17 protein-coding genes are annotated in these 20294 nt (G+C 54.7%); 10 read left to right on the forward strand and 7 right to left on the reverse strand.

The annotated features are described in order from the left end of the window. The first annotated feature begins 175 nt into the window (after positions 1 to 175). The 3 genes from JF44_RS0104130 to JF44_RS0104140 all read left to right on the forward strand — a co-directional run bounded on the left by JF44_RS0104130 (position 176) and on the right by JF44_RS0104140 (position 1799). Complete coding sequence (locus JF44_RS0104130) at positions 176 to 835, forward strand: hypothetical protein (RefSeq protein ID WP_033067657.1); 660 nt, start codon at positions 176 to 178, stop codon at positions 833 to 835. Positions 836 to 1042: 207 nt separating this feature from the next. Further along, positions 1043 to 1495 carry a GNAT family acetyltransferase gene (locus JF44_RS0104135; RefSeq protein WP_052065427.1) on the forward strand — a complete coding sequence of 151 codons (453 nt, stop codon included), beginning with the start codon at positions 1043 to 1045 and terminating at the stop codon, positions 1493 to 1495. Between the two features lie 19 nt (positions 1496 to 1514). Further along, entirely contained in the window at positions 1515 to 1799 is a 285-nt protein-coding gene (locus tag JF44_RS0104140; protein ID WP_052065428.1) for a TfoX/Sxy family DNA transformation protein, read from the forward strand. A 3-nt stretch (positions 1800 to 1802) separates the two neighbouring features. Here the strand turns inward: JF44_RS0104140 and glpD are convergent, their stop codons facing one another. The 3 genes from glpD to JF44_RS0104155 all read right to left on the reverse strand — a co-directional run bounded on the left by glpD (position 1803) and on the right by JF44_RS0104155 (position 7629). Next, positions 1803 to 3356 (reverse strand): glycerol-3-phosphate dehydrogenase, encoded by a 1554-nt coding sequence (gene glpD / locus JF44_RS0104145; protein WP_033067658.1) that lies wholly within the window; start codon positions 3354 to 3356, stop codon positions 1803 to 1805. A 266-nt stretch (positions 3357 to 3622) separates the two neighbouring features. Then, a complete protein-coding gene (gene asnB / locus JF44_RS0104150) occupies positions 3623 to 5557 on the reverse strand; it encodes an asparagine synthase (glutamine-hydrolyzing) (protein ID WP_033067659.1) in 1935 nt (644 codons plus the stop codon). Between the two features lie 155 nt (positions 5558 to 5712). Continuing rightward, on the reverse strand, positions 5713 to 7629 hold the full coding sequence (locus tag JF44_RS0104155) for a sigma-54-dependent Fis family transcriptional regulator (RefSeq protein ID WP_033067660.1): 1917 nt from the start codon (positions 7627 to 7629) through the stop codon (positions 5713 to 5715). 364 nt (positions 7630 to 7993) lie between these two features. On the opposite strand from JF44_RS0104155, the gene exaC reads away from it, so the two are divergent. Continuing rightward, positions 7994 to 9514: an acetaldehyde dehydrogenase ExaC gene (gene exaC / locus JF44_RS0104160; RefSeq protein ID WP_033067661.1), complete on the forward strand. Its 1521-nt coding sequence runs from the start codon at positions 7994 to 7996 to the stop codon at positions 9512 to 9514. 72 nt (positions 9515 to 9586) lie between these two features. Next, positions 9587 to 9997: a DUF779 domain-containing protein gene (locus JF44_RS0104165; protein WP_052065429.1), complete on the forward strand. Its 411-nt coding sequence runs from the start codon at positions 9587 to 9589 to the stop codon at positions 9995 to 9997. Between the two features lie 238 nt (positions 9998 to 10235). Here the strand turns inward: JF44_RS0104165 and JF44_RS0104170 are convergent, their stop codons facing one another. Next, positions 10236 to 10610, reverse strand: coding sequence for a VOC family protein (locus JF44_RS0104170; protein WP_033067662.1), 375 nt, complete (start codon positions 10608 to 10610; stop codon positions 10236 to 10238). Positions 10611 to 10662: 52 nt separating this feature from the next. Here JF44_RS0104170 and JF44_RS0104175 point away from each other — a divergent pair, with 52 nt between their 5' ends. Beyond that, the gene (locus tag JF44_RS0104175) at positions 10663 to 11187 is read left to right on the forward strand and encodes a winged helix-turn-helix transcriptional regulator (RefSeq protein ID WP_202901477.1); all 525 of its coding nucleotides are present in this window, start codon (positions 10663 to 10665) and stop codon (positions 11185 to 11187) included. A gap of 34 nt (positions 11188 to 11221) precedes the next feature. Here JF44_RS0104175 and JF44_RS0104180 read toward each other — a convergent pair whose 3' ends face one another. Continuing rightward, entirely contained in the window at positions 11222 to 12229 is a 1008-nt protein-coding gene (locus JF44_RS0104180; protein ID WP_033067664.1) for a YeiH family protein, read from the reverse strand. A gap of 199 nt (positions 12230 to 12428) precedes the next feature. Between JF44_RS0104180 and JF44_RS0104185 the strand changes: the two genes are divergently transcribed. Further along, on the forward strand, positions 12429 to 13322 hold the full coding sequence (locus tag JF44_RS0104185; RefSeq protein ID WP_337587901.1) for a LysR family transcriptional regulator: 894 nt from the start codon (positions 12429 to 12431) through the stop codon (positions 13320 to 13322). Positions 13323 to 13352: 30 nt separating this feature from the next. Here the strand turns inward: JF44_RS0104185 and JF44_RS0104190 are convergent, their stop codons facing one another. Both JF44_RS0104190 and JF44_RS0104195 read right to left on the reverse strand, forming a co-directional pair. Beyond that, positions 13353 to 14573 (reverse strand): aminotransferase-like domain-containing protein, encoded by a 1221-nt coding sequence (locus JF44_RS0104190; RefSeq protein ID WP_052065430.1) that lies wholly within the window; start codon positions 14571 to 14573, stop codon positions 13353 to 13355. Between the two features lie 162 nt (positions 14574 to 14735). After that, complete coding sequence (locus tag JF44_RS0104195; protein WP_033067665.1) at positions 14736 to 15926, reverse strand: MFS transporter; 1191 nt, start codon at positions 15924 to 15926, stop codon at positions 14736 to 14738. Positions 15927 to 16305: 379 nt separating this feature from the next. On the opposite strand from JF44_RS0104195, the gene cysD reads away from it, so the two are divergent. From cysD to JF44_RS0104210, 3 genes are all read left to right on the forward strand, one after another. Next, positions 16306 to 17199 (forward strand): sulfate adenylyltransferase subunit CysD, encoded by an 894-nt coding sequence (gene cysD / locus JF44_RS0104200; protein ID WP_238318368.1) that lies wholly within the window; start codon positions 16306 to 16308, stop codon positions 17197 to 17199. Continuing rightward, complete coding sequence (gene cysN / locus JF44_RS0104205; protein WP_033067667.1) at positions 17199 to 19118, forward strand: sulfate adenylyltransferase subunit CysN; 1920 nt, start codon at positions 17199 to 17201, stop codon at positions 19116 to 19118. Before cysD ends, cysN begins: the two co-directional genes overlap by 1 nt. Positions 19119 to 19349: 231 nt before the next feature. Next, a partial coding sequence (locus tag JF44_RS0104210) for a hypothetical protein (RefSeq protein WP_033067668.1) occupies positions 19350 to 20294 on the forward strand: 945 nt, incomplete at its 3' end.

Genomic DNA, 20294 nt, shown 5'->3' on the forward strand with positions numbered 1-20294 from the left:
CCTAACCTAACGCGTCGATGTCCATCCCAGAAACAGCAATTTGTATCAGATTGTCGCATTTCGTCATTTTGACAAACCTTGCGACCAATTTGCCGGTTTTCCGGGATCATTTCGCGACAATCATCAGCGATAACAGGCCTCAACGAACGATCCCCCACCCAAAAGAGGTTTTATCATGAAACACAAAAATGCTTTGAAACTTGCCGCTGCCCTGATTGCCACAAGCATTCTCGCAACACCGATTGCAACAGCATATGCCGCCCCGGGCGGACATGGCGCACAAAGTGAATGGGCGATGTTTGACGGCGGTTCCCCAAAAGGAAAATTTGAAGGGAAACACAGCGAACATCACAAAGGCGAAAAATCGCATCGTGAAAACCGTGAACGTGCCGTGCCACTGACCCCGGGCGAGGCCCGCATCCTGATGGACGCGATGCTGCTGAAAACCGGTACGGTCAACCTGACAACCGGCGACGCCCTTATGGCCGAAGAACCGGGCAAGATTGATGTTTTGCTGGTCAATGCCGAAGGCAATGTCGTTAAAGTCGTCAAGTTTGATGCCAAAAGCGGCCATATGGAACGCAGTCAACGCCGCGAGTTGCGCAAGCTGATGGCGCGCCCCGATCCGTCGGACCGCTACAACCGCAGTTACAACACCGATCAGATCACCCTTCTGGCCAATGCCATGGTCATCCGGTTTGGCAACGGGGATCTGAAAATTGGGGATATCACCGAAACCCCGCGTGGAACGTATAACGCGACCGTCACCAATCAGGCCGGTGACATTGTTCGCGAAATGGAACTCAGCCGTGTGACTGGCCGTCCGATCAGCTAATCCAACGGCCAAACACACCTGAAACCGTCCCCACCCCGGTCCGGGCACTTCCCCCCAACCGATAGCCCGGACCACTCCCTGCGCCCTCAAGGTTTTCCTTGAGGGCGTTTTTTGTTCAATATCATGGGCATATAACAGATTTGGGTTTGACCACCCTGCTAGCACCGATCATTCTTCGCATTTGATATCCCCACGAAAGAACCATTGATGACAACCATCGCCCTTAAACCAACGCCGCGCACCGCCACCCTTGATGACATTCCGGCCCTGACGAAACTTTGGCAGGAAACCGGGCTTTATCGCCCCTACAACCCGCCGGAATGGGATGTAAAATTTGCCCTGAACGCGGCAGAGGCAACACTTCTGGTCTGGGAAGATAACAGTGATAACATTATGGGTTCGGTGATGGTCGGCCACGATGGTCATCGCGGCTGGATCTATTACCTTGCCGTTATGCCCAGCCACCAGAAATCGGGACTGGGTCGCACCCTGATGGAAATCGGCGAGAACTGGTTGCGTGACCAGGGTGTCTGGCGCATGCAGTTGATGGTCCGCTCGGAAAACCGTGCAACGCAGGACTTCTATCGCCATCTTGGCTATCGCGCGCTTGACGTGACCGTCATGCAAAAGGATATCGACACACCGCCTGCCGATCGCTGATCACGGGAATAAGCCGATCATGAAACCTGAAAAGCTGCGCAATATCGGCCCGACATCATCGCGTGAGTTGCGCGAAATCGGGATTAAAACCCGTGACCAGCTTGTCACCACAGGGATTGAGGAAACAACACGCCGGTTGCTGTTTCGCTTTGGCAGCGAAAAGAAGATCAGCGTGAATTACCTTTATGCGCTTGAAGGTGCCATCCACGATCATGATTGGCGCGATATTACGCCGCCCCGCAAGGAAGAACTGCGCAGGATGCTTGAACCCCTGCGCAGTGAGCTGACCGTTAACCGGTCCTAGAGTCTATTCTGCCGCGACCGATGTTTGACCGGGTTTTTCCGGCGCCAGTCGGTTACGCAGGGCAGAAATCTGATCGGCAGACAACCGCAAGCCAAGCTTGGACCGCCGCCAGATCAGGTCATCGATGTCGCGCACCCATTCCTGATCCATCAAATAGCCAACCTCTGCCTCATAAAGATCATGGCCATAGCATTTGCCAAGATCGCCCATCGCCTTGGCGTCACCAACGATCTGTTCGATCCGTGTGCCATAGGCGCGCAGCAGGCGCTTGAGCATCACGGCATCCATCCAGTCATAGCGTGCGGCATAGTCGGCAAAGGCCGCCTCATAGGACGCATGAGGGAAATCGCCGCCCGGAAGCACGGCATTTGCCGTCCACGGCGTATCCTTGGTGTCCAGTTCCTTGGAAATGATCTGAAGGGCATGTTCGGCAAGCTTGCGATAGGTGGTGATCTTGCCGCCAAACACATGCAGTGCCGGAGCCTTGTGCGCGTTTGCTTCAAGCTTCAGGGTGTAATCACGCGAAACCTTTGATGCACTCTCGCCTTCGCCAGCTTCGCCGTCGCCAGCATAAAGCGGACGCACGCCGGAATAGGTCCAGACGACATCATCGGATGCAACGGGCTTTTTGAAATAGCCACTGGCCAGTTTGCACAGGTAATCGATTTCATCCTGATCAATTTTGACCTTGGCCGGATCACCCTTGAAATCAATATCCGTGGTCCCGATCAGGGTAAAGTCACCCTCATAGGGGATGGCAAAAACGATGCGGCCATCACCGTTCTGGAAGATATAGCAGAAATCATGATCAAACATCTTGGGCACAACGATGTGGCTGCCCTTGACCAGACGGATGTTGGCCTTGGTATCGGATTTGACCACACCCTTTTCCGGATTGATCAGATCAGCACACCACGGCCCGGCCGCATTGATCAGCATGCGGCCGGAAACCATACGGTTTTCACCACTTTCCTGATCGCGCAGGGTGACGTTCCAGATATCGCCGGAACGGTTTGCACCAACGCATTCGGTCCGGGTCAGGATTTCCGCCCCTTTGTCCTTGGCATCCATCGCGTTCAGCACTACAAGGCGCGCATCATCGACCCAGCAATCGGAATACACAAACCCCTTGGTCATATCATCGCGCAGCGGTTCGCCCGCGACATGCTTGGCAAATGAAATGCCTTCGGACGCCGGAAGCTTTTTGCGCCCGCCAAGATGGTCATACAGGAACAATCCCAACCGGATCATCCAGGCCGGACGCAGGTCGCGGCGGTGCGGCAGAACAAACCGCAGCGGCCAGATGATATGCGGCGCGTTACCGAGCAACACTTCACGTTCCGTCAGGGCTTCGCGCACCAGACGGAATTCGTAGTGTTCAAGATAGCGCAAACCCCCGTGGATCAGCTTGGTACTGGCCGATGAGGTTGCACTGGCCAGATCATCCTTTTCACATAGCAGGACTTTCAGGCCCCGGCCCGCCGCATCCCGCGCAATCCCGGCACCGTTAATGCCGCCGCCAATAATGATCAGATCGTAGGGTGAAGTACAAGCCATGGGGGCCTCTCATCGCAGAAGGGAAACTCTTTGCGATGATAAATAGTTCATTTTCGAAAATTTTCAAGTTTCGAATTGTGACATTTATTCGACACAGATATGCAGTTAACGCAGTTACAATCCTTGATATGCATAAATCAGATCGTGAAACGGCTGCGTCGAAAAACGTTCATTCGTGAAATAAATTGAAAAACCCCGGCTGATAAACAGCCGGGGCGTTGAAAGATCGGGTTATAAGCGGGTTCGGTTCGGCCTGCGGCGTTGTTTCAGCCCAGCCAGCGCTTCTGCCAGTCAGACAGCATGGCAATCGTCCACAGCTGATGCCCCCAATTGCGCTTGCCCGACATATGTTCGCGACGAAGCTTGTCGATCTGGGCACGGTCCAGGCCAAAGTCCATGTAAAGCGCATCATTGGCCAGATGGTCGCCCATCCATTCATTGAGCGGCCCACGCAGCCATTGTGCGAGTGGCACGCCAAATCCGGTTTTCGGACGGTCAATCAGTTCACGCGGCACATATTTATACAAAATCTGACGCAGCGCATATTTGCCCACCGATCCGTTCATTTTAAGCCGGGCGGGCATCCGCCAGCCAAACTCGATCACGCGATGGTCAATAAACGGGACGCGCACCTCAAGCGAATTGGCCATTGACGCCCGATCGACCTTGGTCAGGACATCATCAACCATATACATCATCGTATCCATGGCCTGCATGGATGACACATAATCAAGGTGACGGTTCCGACAGAATTTTTCCCCCGGCACGCGGAACTTTTTATCGCCGGCATGCCCCCCGCGCAGCTTGTCGGGATCAAACAGCGACAGCAACGCATGATACCGGTCAATATCATCCTTGATCGCAATCAGCGGTGCGGCCTTGTGGATTTTATCACCAATTGCGCTGGTGGCATTTTTACCCGGTATCAGGCCAACCAGCCAGTCCCACTGTTCGGGGGAGAGCATGGTCAAACCACGCGACACCAGCGACGCGCCAAACGGGATACCCCCCGCCGCACGGCTAAGGTTTTTGGCCCACAGATACCGCGTATAGCCCCCAAACGTTTCATCCCCGCCATCGCCCGAAAGTGCCACGGTGACATGTTTGCGCGTCAGGGCCGAAATCAGGTAGGTCGGAATGGCGGAGCTGTCAAAAAACGGTTCGTCATAGGTTTCCGAAAGCTTGGGCACCAGATCAAGCGCATCCTTGGGCGTGACATAAAGTTCGGTATGGTCGGTCTTGAGGTGCTTGGCGACTTCCCCGGCAAAGGCCGCCTCGTTAAAGGCTTCGTCCTCGAACCCAACCGAAAATGTTTTCACCGGCCGGTCTGATACCGATTGCATCAGGGCCACGATGGTTGATGAGTCAATCCCGCCCGACAGAAACGCGCCCAGTGGCACATCGGCCACCATGCGGCGTTTGACGGAATCGCGCAGCAGGTCTTCAAGTGCATCAATCGCACTTTGGTCATCCCCGCTCCAGGCGTGTGTCTGACCATTCACCACCGCATCTTCGACCGACCAATAGGCGGTTTCGGTGGCCTGATCATGCGACGAAATTTCAAGAATATGACCGGGCTTGAGCATTTTGGCATGGGCATAAATCGAAAGCCCCGACGGCACATAGCCAAACCGCAAATAGGCATCAAGTCCGCTTTGATTGACTTCACGTGAAATCGCATCGCCGGCCAAAAGGCCCTTTACCTCGGACGCGAAACCGATGTTGCCGTCATAGCGTGACCAATACAGCGGCTTGATCCCCAACCGGTCGCGCACAAGGACAAGCGTTTGCTTCTTTCGATCCCAAAGGGCAATGGCAAACATGCCAATCAGGCGTTTGAGCGTATCGCGCAACCCCCAATGGGCAATGCATTCAAGAATGACTTCTGTGTCGGAATGGCCGCGCCAGGTGATGTTGGCCGGGGCAAGCTTTTCACGCAGTTCCGGCGCGTTATAAATCTCGCCGTTATAGACCATGACATAACGACCATTGGCCGAATGCATGGGCTGCTTGCCCGCATCAGACAGATCAATGATCGCCAGTCGGCGTTGACCAAGGGCCAATCCGCTTTGCGTATCGACCCAAACATCACCGCCATCCGGACCACGGTGATGCAGCGCATTGTTCATGCGCGATACACGATCGCCCAATCCCGTTGCGTCACCCTGCCCCGAAAGCCATAAACCGGCAATTCCACACATAAAAATATCCTGTAAAGCCCTGCCGTTACTTAAAACAATAACGGTGCGCGCGACAATGAAAACATTCGAAAATCTGCGCCACAAAAATCCGGGCTAACAGTGCAAATCTGTGAAACGGAGGATGGAAAGGATCAAAGACGTCAAAACAGCAAAAATCAGCGTCTTTCGATCCCCAGACGCGCCATTCGGCGATACAGCGTATTGCGCCCGATACCAAGGGCCTTGGCCGTATTGCTGATGTGCCAGTGATGGTCGTCAAGAACCTGGCGCAAGGCTGCCCCTTCTGCATGTGCAACCACCTGACGCGGTGATGACGCATTATCATTGGTCATCACATGGAAATCATCGGGCAAATGATCGCGCTTTATCACACCATCTTCGGCAAAGACGCAGGCGTATTGCAAAACATTGATCAGTTCGCGCACATTGCCCGGCCAATTGTGACGGGTCAGCAGTGCCAATACATCATCCTGACATTCGACATAGTCATCAGACAGCACCGCAAGAAGCCGCCCGATCAAATCCACAAGATCACTGCGTTCGCGCAAGGGCGGCACGGCAAGACGCGCCCCCTTGATCCGATAAAGCAAATCTTCCCGGAATTTGCCCTCGGCCACCGCCGCATTCAGATCAACATTGCTGGCACAGATCAGACGGAAATCAACCGGGACTGACTTTGTACTGCCAAGCGGCTCCACCGTGCGGCTTTCAAGAACCCGCAACAGGCGTCCTTGGGCGGCAAGGGGCATATCGCCAATTTCGTCCAAAAACAGCGTCCCGCCATTGGCCTCGCGAATGCGTCCGCCAAACCCGTCACGCGCCGCCCCGGTAAAGGCACCGCCAGCATGACCAAACAGCTCGTTTTCAATCAACCCTTCGGGCAGGGCTGCACAATTGATCGCAACAAATGTCTTGGATTTGCCAAGTGTTGCTTCATGGATATGACGTGCAAGATATTCCTTGCCGCTGCCGGTTTCCCCCGACATCAGAACATTGATGTCGCGATCATGAAGGCGGGTGCCGATGTCAAAAATCCGACGCACGGCCGCGTCCCGATCCGGGATACTGGCAACCGGCCTGGCTGGCATCCTTGCCCTTGTCGTGACCGGTGTCGATCGCCCGACATAGCGACGGCGCATCCGTTCGGGCACCGTAAGACTGCCAAACAAGACCCCGCCGCCGGCAATATTCAGCGCCGTGGCTGATGGGCCTGCCCCTGCACCTTTAGCAGCCCCCTCGGCGTTTGCAAATCTTGCGAGCAGCTGTTCAATATCCATCTCGAACATCTCGCCGATGTCGGTGGAATTGTTTGCTGCGGCAAGAATGCGCCGTGCTGTCGAGGTCGCCCCGCTGATCGTGCCATCGGGCGCAATCGAAATCATGGCATCGCGGATGGTGCCGACATGGGCGGCTTCGGGATGCAGATGCAAGATCACATCGCCTGCCCGTTCGTCAAAAAACAAAATACGTTCAAGCGCATCGGCATAATCGGCCACCATGCCGCGCACACGCAGGCAATCGGTACGTTTGATGTCATCACGCACCGCCGATACATCCAGCACCGAACACACCTTGCCGTCCGGATCAAACACCGGGGCGGCCGTGCAGGTCAGAACCGAATGCTGGGCCAGAAAATGTTCGTCCTTGTGGATGGTAATTGCGCGCCCTTCGACAATACAGGTGCCGATACCATTGGTGCCTTCGCGCTCCTCGCTCCAGACCGCACCGGGCAAAAGGCCGTTGGTGCGAAACGACGGCAAAAGCGACTGGGCCGCGACACTGTCAAGAATCACACCGCTATTATCGGTCAAAAACACCGCATAGCCCGAAGCATCAATCTTGCGATAAAGGGTGCGCACCAGATCATGGGCATGATGATAAAGCCGCCCGTTACGGTCGCGCAGCTGACGGGTCTGGCTTTCGGGCATCACTTCGGGGCGGCGCAAGGTATCATGTGCCAGACCAAAGCGTTCTTCACACCGTTGCCAGCTTTCAAGCACCGCACGATTTTGCGCCCCGCCGCTTAGCTGCAGGGCGGCCTCTATCCGTCCGCCGGGAAGGTTTCCTGACATAGACGTTATCTCCCTTGTGTCGGCGTTTTGATCCGGAAAATTCCAGCGCGTGGCTTTTGCCACATCCGATCACGGCCGAAATCCTAACACATCAGCCCCCTGCCACACCAAACAGTTTCACGGCAAATTCACAGCACAATCGCCAGTGTTCCATTTTTGGAACAAATTGCGCCAACCGCACCACATTCGACAGGACAGTGACACAACAACATGCAGCACCCAAAACACCCCAACCACCTGTAAAACAACACCTTCAGACCGAACTGGCACGCCGGGCACAGAGTGGCATGCGCTTTGCGGGTAGTACGGCGTCACAATCAATAAACGGGCGAACAAATCGCCTGTGGATCTCGGAGGAACGAATATGATCTACAAGAATCCAAATGACGCTGGCAGCCCGGCAAGCTTTAAGGGCCGCTATGAGAACTTCATTGGCGGCGAATGGGTCGCCCCGACCAAGGGACAGTATTTTGAGAATGTCTCGCCGGTGAATGGCAAACCATTCTGTGAAATGCCGCGCTCCACCAGCGAAGACATCGAAAAGGCACTGGATGCCGCCCATGCCGCCTTCCCGGCCTGGGGCAAAACATCGCCGACAGAACGCGCCAACATGCTCAACAAGATTGCCGATCGCATGGAAGCCAATCTTGAAATGCTGGCCGTTGCCGAAACCTGGGACAATGGCAAGGCGGTGCGTGAAACCCTTGCGGCCGACATTCCGCTCGCCATTGACCATTTCCGCTATTTCGCCGGTGCCATCCGCGCACAGGAAGGATCCCTTGGCGAACTTGATGACAATACGGTTGCCTATCATTTCCACGAACCGCTTGGCGTCGTCGGGCAGATCATTCCGTGGAACTTCCCGATCCTGATGGCGGTCTGGAAACTGGCCCCGGCACTGGCAACAGGCAATTGCGTCGTCCTGAAACCGGCAGAACAGACTCCGGCATCGATCTGTGTCTTGCTGGAACTGATTTCTGATCTGATCCCGGCAGGCGTCTTGAACGTTGTGCAGGGCTTTGGCGTTGAAGCAGGCAAGCCGCTGGCGCAAAGCAACCGTGTGGCCAAGGTCGCCTTTACCGGCGAAACCACCACCGGCCGCCTGATCATGCAATATGCTTCGGAAAACATCATTCCCGTCACCCTTGAGCTGGGCGGCAAATCGCCAAACATCTTCTTTGACGATGTGATGGCAGCCGATGATGATTTCCGCCAAAAAGCAGCCGAAGGCCTGGCCATGTTTGCCCTTAATCAGGGCGAAGTCTGCACCTGCCCGTCGCGCGCGCTTATTCAGGAAAACATCTATGACAAGTTCATGGATAACGTCCTGTCGCGTGTTGCCAACATCAAACTGGGCAACCCGCTTGATACCGACACCATGATGGGTGCGCAGGCATCAAACGAGCAGATGGAAAAAATCATGTCCTATCTGGATATCGGCAAACAGGAAGGTGCCGAAGTTCTGTGTGGCGGCGACAAGGCCGATCTGGGCGAAGACCTGTCGGATGGTTTCTATATCCAGCCGACCATCTTCAAGGGCCATAACCGCATGCGGATTTTCCAGGAGGAAATCTTTGGCCCGGTGGTTTCCGCCACCACGTTCAAGGATGATGCCGAGGCACTCAGCCTTGCCAATGACACGCTTTATGGCCTTGGCGCCGGCGTGTGGACGCGTAATGGCAACCGCGCCTATCGCTTTGGCCGGGAAATCAAGGCCGGTCGTGTCTGGACCAACTGCTATCACCTCTATCCGGCCCATGCGGCCTTTGGCGGGTACAAGCAGTCAGGCATCGGGCGTGAAAACCACAAGATGATGCTGAACCATTATCAGCAGACCAAGAACCTTCTGGTTTCCTATGACCCGAAACCGATGGGCTTCTTCTGATCGTGACATCACCGAACCGGGCGGGCTTCATAACGGCCTGCCCGGCCATCCTTCCCGAAGACGGAGGTGACAATGACCGGCTCAGATGAAACCGACGGCATTCCCAACCGGGTCACGGCAACCGATAATGCCATTGCCCTGATCGGAAAGCTTAAAAATATCCACGGCCCGGTGATGTTTCATCAATCTGGCGGCTGCTGTGATGGCAGCGCGCCGATGTGCTTTCCCGAAGGGGAATTCAAAACCGGCGATCAGGATGTGTTACTCGGCCATATCGAAGGCAGCCCGTTTTATATCGGGCGCGCGCAGTTCGAATATTGGCGCCACACGCAATTGATCATTGATGTGGTCGATGGGCGTGGGGGTATGTTTTCGCTTGAAGGCCCGGAAGGCAAACGCTTCCTCACCCGATCACGCATCTTTAGCGACGATGAATGGAACGCGCTGAAGGAATATGAGGAAAAGGCCCCCATAGCCGACTGATCCGCATGAACTGAATCCACCCCGGCGTTTCGGCTTTGACATTCTCCCCCAGGGTGTCGAAACACGCCTGAACTGCCAAAGAGGCTGTCGCACCAAACGACGCGGCGCTTCTTTCCTCCCTGCCCGCTGCCACATTTAGTCTGGCGGCGGGCTTTTTTGCGTCTATCAGAACGACAAATCCTTGCGGATTATCGGGAAAACAGGTGGGTTCTTCCAACGCCTTCAGTCCGGGCCAAAATTATTGTTTTGTCAGATCCTGTGCGAGCATGAGCGCATTGCCATCCGGGTCATAGAATGTAGCGGTACTGACCATGCCTTCGATGGTTTCGGTCTCGCCATCAAATTTCACGTTTTCCTTTTCAAGGGCTGCCCGGGCCGACGCAATATCCGCAACGCCAAACACCGGCACCAAGTTGCCCGGAGACGGTTCCATCTGCTCTCCCAGCCCAAGGGTGACACCTTCCGTTTTCGTCTGCATTTCACTCCAACCGGCTTCGTCAATATGCATTAGCAGCTGAAAGCCAAGGTTCTTTTCATACCAATCCGCACTGGCATGGCGGTCCCGCACAGACAGGGCGAGAGTGATGGTGTTCTCCAAAGAAACGACAGACATGACACTTCCCTTTGTATTAAAAATATAGTAAATATAATTTATGGATATCCCGTTGCTTGTCAAGCTCACATCGAAAGCTTGGTCCTTGAAAATTCTGGCGCTGATGCATTCCGGCGTTCCGGGACGGCAGGCGCCGTTGGTCGCAGCAACCACGGCGTCGCGCAGTGCCTTTGCCGCAAGTCTCGCGCACCTGATCCAACTGGGATTGCTTGAGAGAAACCCGGGCCACGGCCACCCACTCCGGCCGGAATTCCGCCTAACAGTGCAAGGCAAGGTGATTGCCGCCATGGCCTACCGCATCCTGGAAGCGGCACCGGACGAAGACGAGTTTGATATTTTGAAGCGAAGCTGGCCTGTGCCGATCCTGGCATTGACGGAGGCCCCCTGCCGATTTTCCGCCATCAGGTCCGGTCTGGGTGCGATTACCGATCGTGCACTTTCAAAGTCACTGGGGATGCTCGAAGAACGCGAGTGGCTTCGGCGTGAAATTGATGTGTCACAGCGCACGCCGTTTCCAACCTATCAGGCGGTGAATACAGGAAAAACAATCAACCGGGCGATTAGATCGAGTCTCTAGTTCCTGCAAACTTAAATCGTCACAGGCTCCTGCGTCAGGATCCCAGAACAACCAGAACCGCGCCGCTTGCAGCACATAAGAATATCAACGACAAAAGTGCCGCGATCACAACCCGCCCGCCAACATGCAGGATTTTGCGAATATCAACGCTCAGCCCCAAGGCCGCCATGGCAAGGATGGTTAAGAACGACGCCGTGGTTTTCATCGGCGCGCGGGCCATATCGGGGACCAGTTCAAACGAGCAGGCGACCATCATCACAATAAAACCAATGATGAACCACGGCACGACCTGCGCGATGGGAAGCTTGGTTTCACGTGCACGCCCACCGATCAGGGCAAGGGTAAATATCACCGGCCCCAACATCAAAACCCGGATCAGCTTGACCAGCGTTCCGACCTGAACCGCAAGGGTGCCGGCCGGTGCGGTTGCCGCCAAGACCTGCGGCACGGCATAGACGGTAAGACCGGAAAAAATGCCATATTGGGTTGCCGATAATCCCAATCCGGCATGGAGCATCGGCAGGACAAAGACAAACAACACGCCCAAAACCGCGGTAAAGGAGATCGAGGCCGCCACATCATCAGATTTGGCTTCAATCACCGGAGCGGTCGCCGCAATCGCCGAATTGCCACAGATCGAATTGCCGCATGCCACCAACATCGACAGATGATTTGACAATCCCAACGCACGGCCGATGTGATAGCTGACAAACAGGCTGATGCTGACCACGGTAATAATGGCTGCAATCAAACCACCGCCCGCACTGCCAAGCGCCTGCACACTGATTGACGCCCCAAGCAATACAATGGCGATCTCAAGCACGGTTTTGGCACAGAACCGCACCCCGGCAACATAACGTGGGGCCAAACCAAACACGGACCGCACCACCACCCCGATCAAAATGGCAAAAACCAGACTTTCCACCCAGCCACGCCCGAAGAACACGCGTTCGGCATGCTCGGCCAGCTTGGCAGCAAGGGCGACCAAAAGGGTCACGGCAAGCCCGGGCAGGATTGGTTTGAGGCGGGCGTTAAAAAACATGATTTTCCTGTGTTTTGATCACGACCGGAAAATCTCACACCCAACCATTTACTTCCATCGAATAAAAACTCATATTTCATTCGATCAAATCGAATGATTAAAGCTTGATGCGTGACGAGCCGGAACCTGGAGCCCCAAGTTTAAAAGTTTGCCGCCTGCGCGGGAAAGACGCCGAGACAGAGCGGAAGATACCAACGCCATGATGACACTCGAACAGCTTCAGATATTTGTCGCGGTTGCCGAACGCGAACATCTGACCCGCGCAGCCGAGGCCATTGGCCTGACCCCGTCTGCGGTCAGCTCGGCAATCAAGAATCTCGAAGGTTTTTATGGCGTGGCCCTGTTTAACCGGGTGGGTCGGCGGATTGAGCTGACCCAGACCGGGCGGCTGTTTCTCGATGAAGCCAAAGCCACCTTGTCACGCGCACGGGCGGCTGAATTAACCTTGGCCGAACTCGGCGGTATGCAGCGCGGCGATTTGAACGTTTATGCCAGCCAGACGATTGCCAGCTATTGGCTGCCGCCGTTTTTAATGAAATTCCACGACCAGTATCCCGGGGTTGAAATTCATCTATCGATTGGCAACACCAAAACCGTCTCGGACGCAGTGCGCGGCGGGGCTGCGGACATCGGCTTTATTGAAGGCGATATTGATGAACCAACACTTGCCAAGCGCGAGGTCGCCGAAGACGCATTGGTGATTGTGGTCGGCCCCAAACACCCGTGGGCTGATGGCAAACCGATCAAGCCCAACGCCCTGATCACACAAACCACCTGGATCCTGCGCGAAGCCGGTTCGGGCACGCGGTCCGAATTTGAAAGCGCCCTGCGCGATCAGGGCGTTGATCCCGCACGGCTTCGAACCGCCCTTGTCCTGCCAAGCAATGAAGCCGTAATTACCGCAGTTGAAAGCGGCACCGCCGCCACCGCCGTCTCACAGTTCGCGGTAAGCTCGCTGATCGCCGAGGGCCGCTTGGCACGCGCAAACTTCGCCATTCCCCCGCGCAAGTTTGTTGTCCTGCGCCATAAGGAGCGCCAGCAAACCCAAAGTTCGCTGGCGTTGGAAAAGTTATGTCTGCCGCAAAACCCCTGAAATTAAACACATTCGGATATCAGGACCGATTTACTGATTGTCCTTGCGCCGTATCAGATCGGCCAGACGGGTAATACCGTCTTTGATCCGGTCGACTTTCTCGGTTGAGAAGCTCAGTCGTGCGGTATTCGCACCACTGCCATCGGTAAAGAAGGCCTGACCGGGCACAAAGGCAACCTTAACGTCTTCAAGCGCCTCTTCCAGTAATTGGCGGGCATCAATATGGGCAGGCAGGGTCAACCAGACAAACATGCCGCCTTCGGGCCGTGTCCATGACACGCCGTCTGGCATCATATCGGTCAGGGTTTGCAACATCACATCACGTTTGGCGCGATAGGATACACGCAGCTTTTCCAAATGCCCCGGAAACAGTTTTCGGGCGGCGTGCAGGGCGGCTTCCTGATTGACTGTCGAAACATGCAGGTTACCGGCCTGCATCATCAGAACCAGCTTGTCGATCACAGGCCGTGGTGCACAAACCCAACCGATACGCAGGGCCGGGGCGAGTGTTTTGGAAAATGTGCCCAACTGAATAACATTGCCCATTGCCGGATCGGCACCTTCTGCATCAAGGCTCAGCAGCGATGGCAGGCTTTCAGCCCCGTTATAGGAAAGCTTGCTGTATGCCGCGTCCTCAAGCAGCACCGCACCATAACGGCGCGCCAGCTCCAGCACGGCCTTGCGCCGCGCAATCGACCAGGATCGACCGGTGGGGTTCTGAAAATCAGGGGCGACATACGCCACACGCGCACCCTTGGCAAACGCGTCCTCAAGCTGGCTTAAGACCGGGCCTTCGTCCTCGGCATCAACACCGACATAGTTTGGCAAGCGGGTCGAGAAGGCCTGCATCGCACCAAGATAGCTTGGCTTTTCAACGATCAGATTGCGCCCTTCTTCCAGCAACAGGCGGGCAAGGATATCAAGCCCCTGCTGCGCGCCATTGGTGATCAGGATGTTGTCGATATCGCGCATCGCGCCCTGATCGGCCAAATCATCAACAATCCACTGACGTAAGGCCGGCAGGCCTTCGCTGACCGAGTATTGCAGACTGCGGCGCGCCTGTGCGTCGCACGCCATCATCCCGCCATAGATATCGCGAAAGGCATCAACCGGAAACAGATCAGGATCGGGCACCCCACCGGCAAAGGATATGACGTCCGGGCGCTCCGCCACCTTCAGCAAATCGCGAATTTCCGAAGCCCGCAAGGCAGACGCATCCCGCGCGATCAATTCATTCCATTGAACAGACATGACAACTCTCTTTAGGTCAGCTTTGTTGCCGTTATTTGGCAAGCATTACTGACCTAAATCAAGTTTATTTTTTATTGATGTGTCATTTTGAAATAAAATTACGCAAAAGACGCCAGCCCCATTAAATCACACGATCGCGAAATTCATGCTGACGGGGATCGATCAGCTGGTCCGCACCCGAAAACGTGGCAGGGAAAGCAAAATCCCCGCCGCCGCCATCACGAAGCAGAGCACGAGGGTCAACCAACTGGTCTGCGCCAGACTACTGCTTAGCCCGACAAGAAGCCCCGACAGGGGCTGTGTCATATTATTAAACAATATGATCACACCAGTTGTTTTGCCGTAATCCTTGGCCGGTATGATTCTTTGCCGGACGGTGCGGATATAGATATTGAACATCCCGTCAAACGCGAGAACTACAGAAAAGCCGACCATATAGAGCCAGAAATCCGGACTGATGGCGGTCACCACCCCACCCGCAAATACACCGAAAAACGATATCACCCCGATCCGGCCAACCGAAAGGCGACTTGCCCCAACCAGCATCAGAACGACAATCGTAAAAGCCGCACCCACGGTTTGCAGCAGTGCGTAATGCTCTTCACTTTGGGCATAAAGCCCCGTCACCATCGCGGCTGATGTCGCAAGTGTGACGCCAAAGATCAGGTTTACACTTGCTGTCAGGGCAATCACGCGCTTCAAGCCCGGAAGATGCACCACATGGGAAAGCGCCGTTTTTACCGGTACGATCCAGGATGGATTGTCATCGCTTGGCACAATCGAAATCCTGTTGCCCCGCCGCCAGATCAACATGGCAACCTCTGCGAGAACAAACAGGATCGCCGCCACGACAACAACGGTCTGCCAATCAGTTATGGCAAAGAGGCTCGCCGCCAGAAGCGGCCCCGTAACGATGCTGGTTTGATTGACACTTTGTGAGATCGACTGGATTTTCTCAAACCGCGCTTCTGCAAATATCTGCGGCAGCATCACTTCGCGCGCCATGAAGCCCTGTGTGGTCAAAAGCCCGCAAAGTGCGGATATGCCAACCACCCAGCCAAGCCCGCCAAACAGCGCGAACCCGATCAATCCCAGCACGCACACCACCGCCCGGCCGATCTGGCTGATTTGCATCAGACGCAAAGGGGAATAACGATCCGCCAAAACCCCGCACACCGGATAAAACAACACACGCGGCAAAGTTTCAGCGGCATAAGCCATGCCCGAAAGCGAGACACTTTGTGTGGTCTGATACACCACAAGGGGTACAACAAATAAAAGAAACTGATCGGCGAGCCTTGCGGCAAACATGGAGGAGAAAAACAGGCTGGAGGCCTGACGCAACCGCAACATTGTTTTGCCTATCTTGTTGACCTGGCATGCAAAAGAGTTCGCAGACAGCTTGGCCCGGTTACAAATTTTACAAAAGCAGCAATTCTGCATGGCAGTCAGGCGAACTCAGACATGCGTTCGCAAGATGACCGGCCCCTTTGACGACCAAGTCATATGCCTTGGCGCTTTGACTTGCCCGTTGTGATCAAACCAATTAAACATATAAAAAATGTGGAAATAAATTCGACTGCAATTTTTTGTGTAAAAATAGAAATCACACTTGCTTTGTGGGGCCATCCATATTACCCATCAAACACAAGTGAAATACAATTATAAACACATTTTTTTGTGTTGATTGCCACAGTTTGATTGATCGTCAGGAAAGAGAATGCAGCCCAATCTGACCCATCTCCGCCAGCTTGAGGCAGAGAGTATCCACATCATCCGCGAGGTGGCGGCAGCGTTTGAACGGCCGGTGATGCTTTATTCCATCGGCAAGGATTCATCAGTTTTGCTGCATCTGGCGCGCAAGGCGTTTTACCCTGCCCCGCCGCCCTTTCCGCTCATGCATGTCGATACCACCTGGAAATTCCGCGAAATGATCGAATTTCGCGACCGGGTTGCGGCTGAGTACGGCTTTGATCTGATTGTTCACATCAACGAAGAAGGCGTAAAACAGGGCATCGGCCCGTTTACCCATGGGTCAAGCCTGCATACCGATGTGATGAAAACGGAATCGCTTAAACAGGCGCTGAACAAATACAAGTTCGATGCAGCCTTTGGCGGTGCACGTCGGGATGAAGAAAAGGCACGCGCCAAGGAACGCGTCTTTTCCTTCCGCACCGAAACCCACCGCTGGGACCCGAAAAACCAGCGCCCGGAATTGTGGGATATCTACAACGCCCGGATCAACAAGGGTGAAAGCATCCGTGCTTTCCCGATCTCCAACTGGACCGAGCTTGATATCTGGCAATATATCTACCTTGAGCAGATCCCGATTGTACCGCTGTATTATTCCGCCAAACGTCCAGTGGTTGAGCGTGACGGTATGCTGATCATGGTCGATGACGACCGTATGCCGCTTAATCCCGGCGAAACACCGGAAATGAAATCGGTCCGCTTCAGGACTCTTGGTTGCTATCCGCTTACGGGGGCCGTTGAGTCTGAAGCCGCCACCTTGCCCGAGATCATTCAGGAAATGCTTCTGACCCGCTCAAGCGAACGTCAGGGCCGCATGATTGACCACGACCAGGCCGGGTCGATGGAGAAGAAGAAGCAGGAAGGCTATTTCTGATGTCCCATAAATCTGACCTGATTGCTGAAGACATTCTTGGTTACCTCAAGGCTCAGGAAGAAAAAAGCCTTCTGCGCTTCATCACCTGCGGCAGTGTCGATGATGGCAAATCGACCCTGATTGGCCGTCTGCTTTGGGATTCCAAACTGATTTTCGAAGATCAGCTGGCCGCCCTTGAATCAGACAGCCGCAAGGTCGGCACGCAAGGCGGGGAGATTGATTTTGCCCTGCTGCTGGATGGTCTGCAGGCCGAACGCGAACAAGGCATCACCATTGATGTTGCCTATCGCTTCTTCTCGACCGACAAGCGCAAATTCATCGTCGCCGATACGCCTGGCCACGAACAATATACGCGCAACATGGCCACCGGCGCCTCGACCGCCGATGTTGCCGTAATCCTGATTGACGCGCGTAAAGGCATCCTGACCCAGACCCGCCGTCATAGCTTTATTACCTCGTTGCTCGGCATCAAGCATGTGGTGCTGGCGGTCAACAAGATGGATCTGATCGACTATGACCAGTCGAAATTCGATCAGATCGTTGCCGAATATCACGAATTCGCATCCCAACTGAATTACAGCTCGATCACCGCGATCCCGCTTTCAGCGCTTCGTGGCGATAACATGATCGCGCCCAGTGCGAATACGCCCTGGTATTCCGGCCCAACACTTCTCGCCCATCTTGAAGATGTGCAGGTCGAACAGGACGCGATTGAAAAGCCGTTCCGCCTTCCGGTGCAGTGGGTCAACCGCCCCAACCTTGATTTCCGGGGCTTTTCCGGCACCATTTCGTCGGGCCGCGTCAAACCGGGTGACGAAATCGTCGTTACCGCATCAGGCCAGACCAGCAAGGTCAAGGACATCGTCACCTTTGACGGCAACCTTGAAGAAGCCATTGCGGGCCAGGCGATCACGCTCACCCTTGAAGATGAAATCGACATTTCACGGGGGGACGTTCTGGCAGAGGCAAAAGCCAAACCGGATTTCGCCGATCAGTTCGAAGCCCGCATCATCTGGATGCATGAAGATCATCTTCTGCCCGGTCGCCCCTATCTGATCAAGATGGGCACACAGGTTGCCAACGCGCAGATCAGCGACCTTAAATACAAGGTCAATGTGAATACGCTTGAACATGTGGCGGGCAAGACGCTTGAGCTCAACGAAGTCGGCATTGCCAATATTTCCGCCGACAAGGCTTTGGCCTTTGATCCCTATGACGAAAACCGTCATTCGGGCCGCTTTATCATCATTGACCGCTATACCAACGCCACTGTTGGAGCGGGCATGGTCAACCATTCCCTGCGCCGTGCGACCAACATCAAATGGCAGGAAATGGACATCAACAAGGGTGCGCGCGCCTATCAGAAGGGCCAGAAATCGGCCATTCTATGGTTCACCGGCCTGTCCGGGGCGGGTAAATCGACCGTCGCCAACCTGGTTGAGAAAAAACTCCATGCCATGGGCAAGCACACCTACACCTTGGATGGTGATAATGTGCGTCATGGGCTTAACAAGGATCTTGGCTTTACCGATGCGGACCGGGTGGAAAACATTCGCCGCGTTGGGGAAACCGCCAAGCTGTTTGTCGATGCAGGCGTGATCACGCTGGTGTCCTTCATCTCGCCGTTTAAAAGCGAACGCCAACTCGCACGCAGCCTTGTCGAGGAAGGCGAGTTTATCGAGGTGTTTATCGACACCCCGCTTGAAGTTTGCGAACAGCGCGATGTAAAGGGCCTTTATAAAAAGGCCCGTGCGGGTGAAATCGCCAACTTCACCGGGATCGACAGTCCCTATGAACGGCCCGAAAATGCCGAGATCGTGGTCAGCACCGCCGATCAGAGTGCAGAACAAGCCGCCGAAATCATTGTCGCCAAACTCGAAGAGTTCGGCGTTCTGGGGGCCTGGTTCCCGGAAATCTGATCTACCTTTTTTGCGCTGCTTCGATACATCGCAACACATTACTGCAAAAGCCCCGGTCTACTGATCGGGGCTTTTGTTTTAGGAAATTAGAAAATTACCTGACGATCGGTGATACTTCTAGTTTTCCCAAGCGCCTTGTCAAAAACACGAACAAGTCAAACTTCATCGAAAAACCACCCTTCGGTACATATATGATACAATCATGATCTACCCAGAAATAGGGAAAGAAGGATGACGTTTGACTGTCAATTGGCGTCTGAACTGTTTGATGCGGCAATCGACGAACACCGCTGGACGCCTTTACTTGAAAAGGTTGCCGTGAACTGCGGGGCGCGTTCCGGTGCCGTCATTAGCGTGAATATGGCCGGAGACAGTAATTTTCAGGCTGTTTGGTCCAGTAGCGTGATGACGGCGGAAGTTCAGCACGCCTACAACACCAAGTTTGCCCAATATGAAGCAGACGGCATTCCCGTCATCCGCGACAGCGAACGCTTTTCCATCCTGACAGAAAATGACCTGTGGCCCAATGAACCGAACCTGCGCAATCGGCCGGATTTTATCGGTCTGCGTGAAATGATGGGTATTGACCATCGGATAGTAGCGCGCATCAACGAGGACCGAAGCTGGTTCAACACATTCGCCCTGCAGTTTGCCGTCGGTCGACCTCAGGCCAGCCTTGCTGAAAAGCAGAGCTTTGCAGCCTATCTGCCCTTCATGGGGCAGGCGGTAAAACTTGCCAATATTTTTACACAATTAAAGGCACGCTTCCGGGCCGTGTTAACCGTGCTTGACCGCTATGCCGTGCCCGTTTTCGTCGTCAATCAACAGGGACATATTGTGGTCGCCAATGAGTCTGCTGAAGTCATCATTTCTCAGGAAAATGGTGTTGGCCGTGATCAACAGGGGCGCATCCGCCTTTCCGATAGCGATGCCCAATTCCAACTGCTTGACGCCATCCGCGGTGCCTGTGCATCGGCAATTGGCGGCAGCGATCAGCCCGAAAGCATTTTCAATGCCCCGCGCCTGACACGCGACGCCCCCTTTTGTATTGAAGTTTCTCCCTTGCGCGATACGGACATGGAACTGGCCGGAAGCTTCTTTTCCGGTGCCTTGGTCAAAATTTACGATCCCGCCTATCATCCAGTTATCCGCATCGAAGCTTTTGCCACTGTCTAT

It is taken from the genome of Thalassospira australica, assembly GCF_000763295.1.
GTDB lineage: Bacteria > Pseudomonadota > Alphaproteobacteria > Rhodospirillales > Thalassospiraceae > Thalassospira > Thalassospira australica.

Bases quoted from the DNA above. Each gene is read 5' to 3' on its own strand.
- JF44_RS0104130 (WP_033067657.1), top strand. From the start codon at position 176: ATGAAACACAAAAATGCTTTGAAACTTGCCGCTGCCCTGATTGCCACA.
- JF44_RS0104135 (WP_052065427.1), top strand. From the start codon at position 1,043: ATGACAACCATCGCCCTTAAACCAACGCCGCGCACCGCCACCCTTGAT.
- JF44_RS0104140 (WP_052065428.1), top strand. From the start codon at position 1,515: ATGAAACCTGAAAAGCTGCGCAATATCGGCCCGACATCATCGCGTGAG.
- glpD (WP_033067658.1), bottom strand. From the start codon at position 3,356: ATGGCTTGTACTTCACCCTACGATCTGATCATTATTGGCGGCGGCATT.
- asnB (WP_033067659.1), bottom strand. From the start codon at position 5,557: ATGTGTGGAATTGCCGGTTTATGGCTTTCGGGGCAGGGTGACGCAACG.
- JF44_RS0104155 (WP_033067660.1), bottom strand. From the start codon at position 7,629: ATGTCAGGAAACCTTCCCGGCGGACGGATAGAGGCCGCCCTGCAGCTA.
- exaC (WP_033067661.1), top strand. From the start codon at position 7,994: ATGATCTACAAGAATCCAAATGACGCTGGCAGCCCGGCAAGCTTTAAG.
- JF44_RS0104165 (WP_052065429.1), top strand. From the start codon at position 9,587: ATGACCGGCTCAGATGAAACCGACGGCATTCCCAACCGGGTCACGGCA.
- JF44_RS0104170 (WP_033067662.1), bottom strand. From the start codon at position 10,610: ATGTCTGTCGTTTCTTTGGAGAACACCATCACTCTCGCCCTGTCTGTG.
- JF44_RS0104180 (WP_033067664.1), bottom strand. From the start codon at position 12,229: ATGTTTTTTAACGCCCGCCTCAAACCAATCCTGCCCGGGCTTGCCGTG.
- JF44_RS0104185 (WP_337587901.1), top strand. From the start codon at position 12,429: ATGATGACACTCGAACAGCTTCAGATATTTGTCGCGGTTGCCGAACGC.
- JF44_RS0104190 (WP_052065430.1), bottom strand. From the start codon at position 14,573: ATGTCTGTTCAATGGAATGAATTGATCGCGCGGGATGCGTCTGCCTTG.
- JF44_RS0104195 (WP_033067665.1), bottom strand. From the start codon at position 15,926: ATGTTGCGGTTGCGTCAGGCCTCCAGCCTGTTTTTCTCCTCCATGTTT.
- cysN (WP_033067667.1), top strand. From the start codon at position 17,199: ATGTCCCATAAATCTGACCTGATTGCTGAAGACATTCTTGGTTACCTC.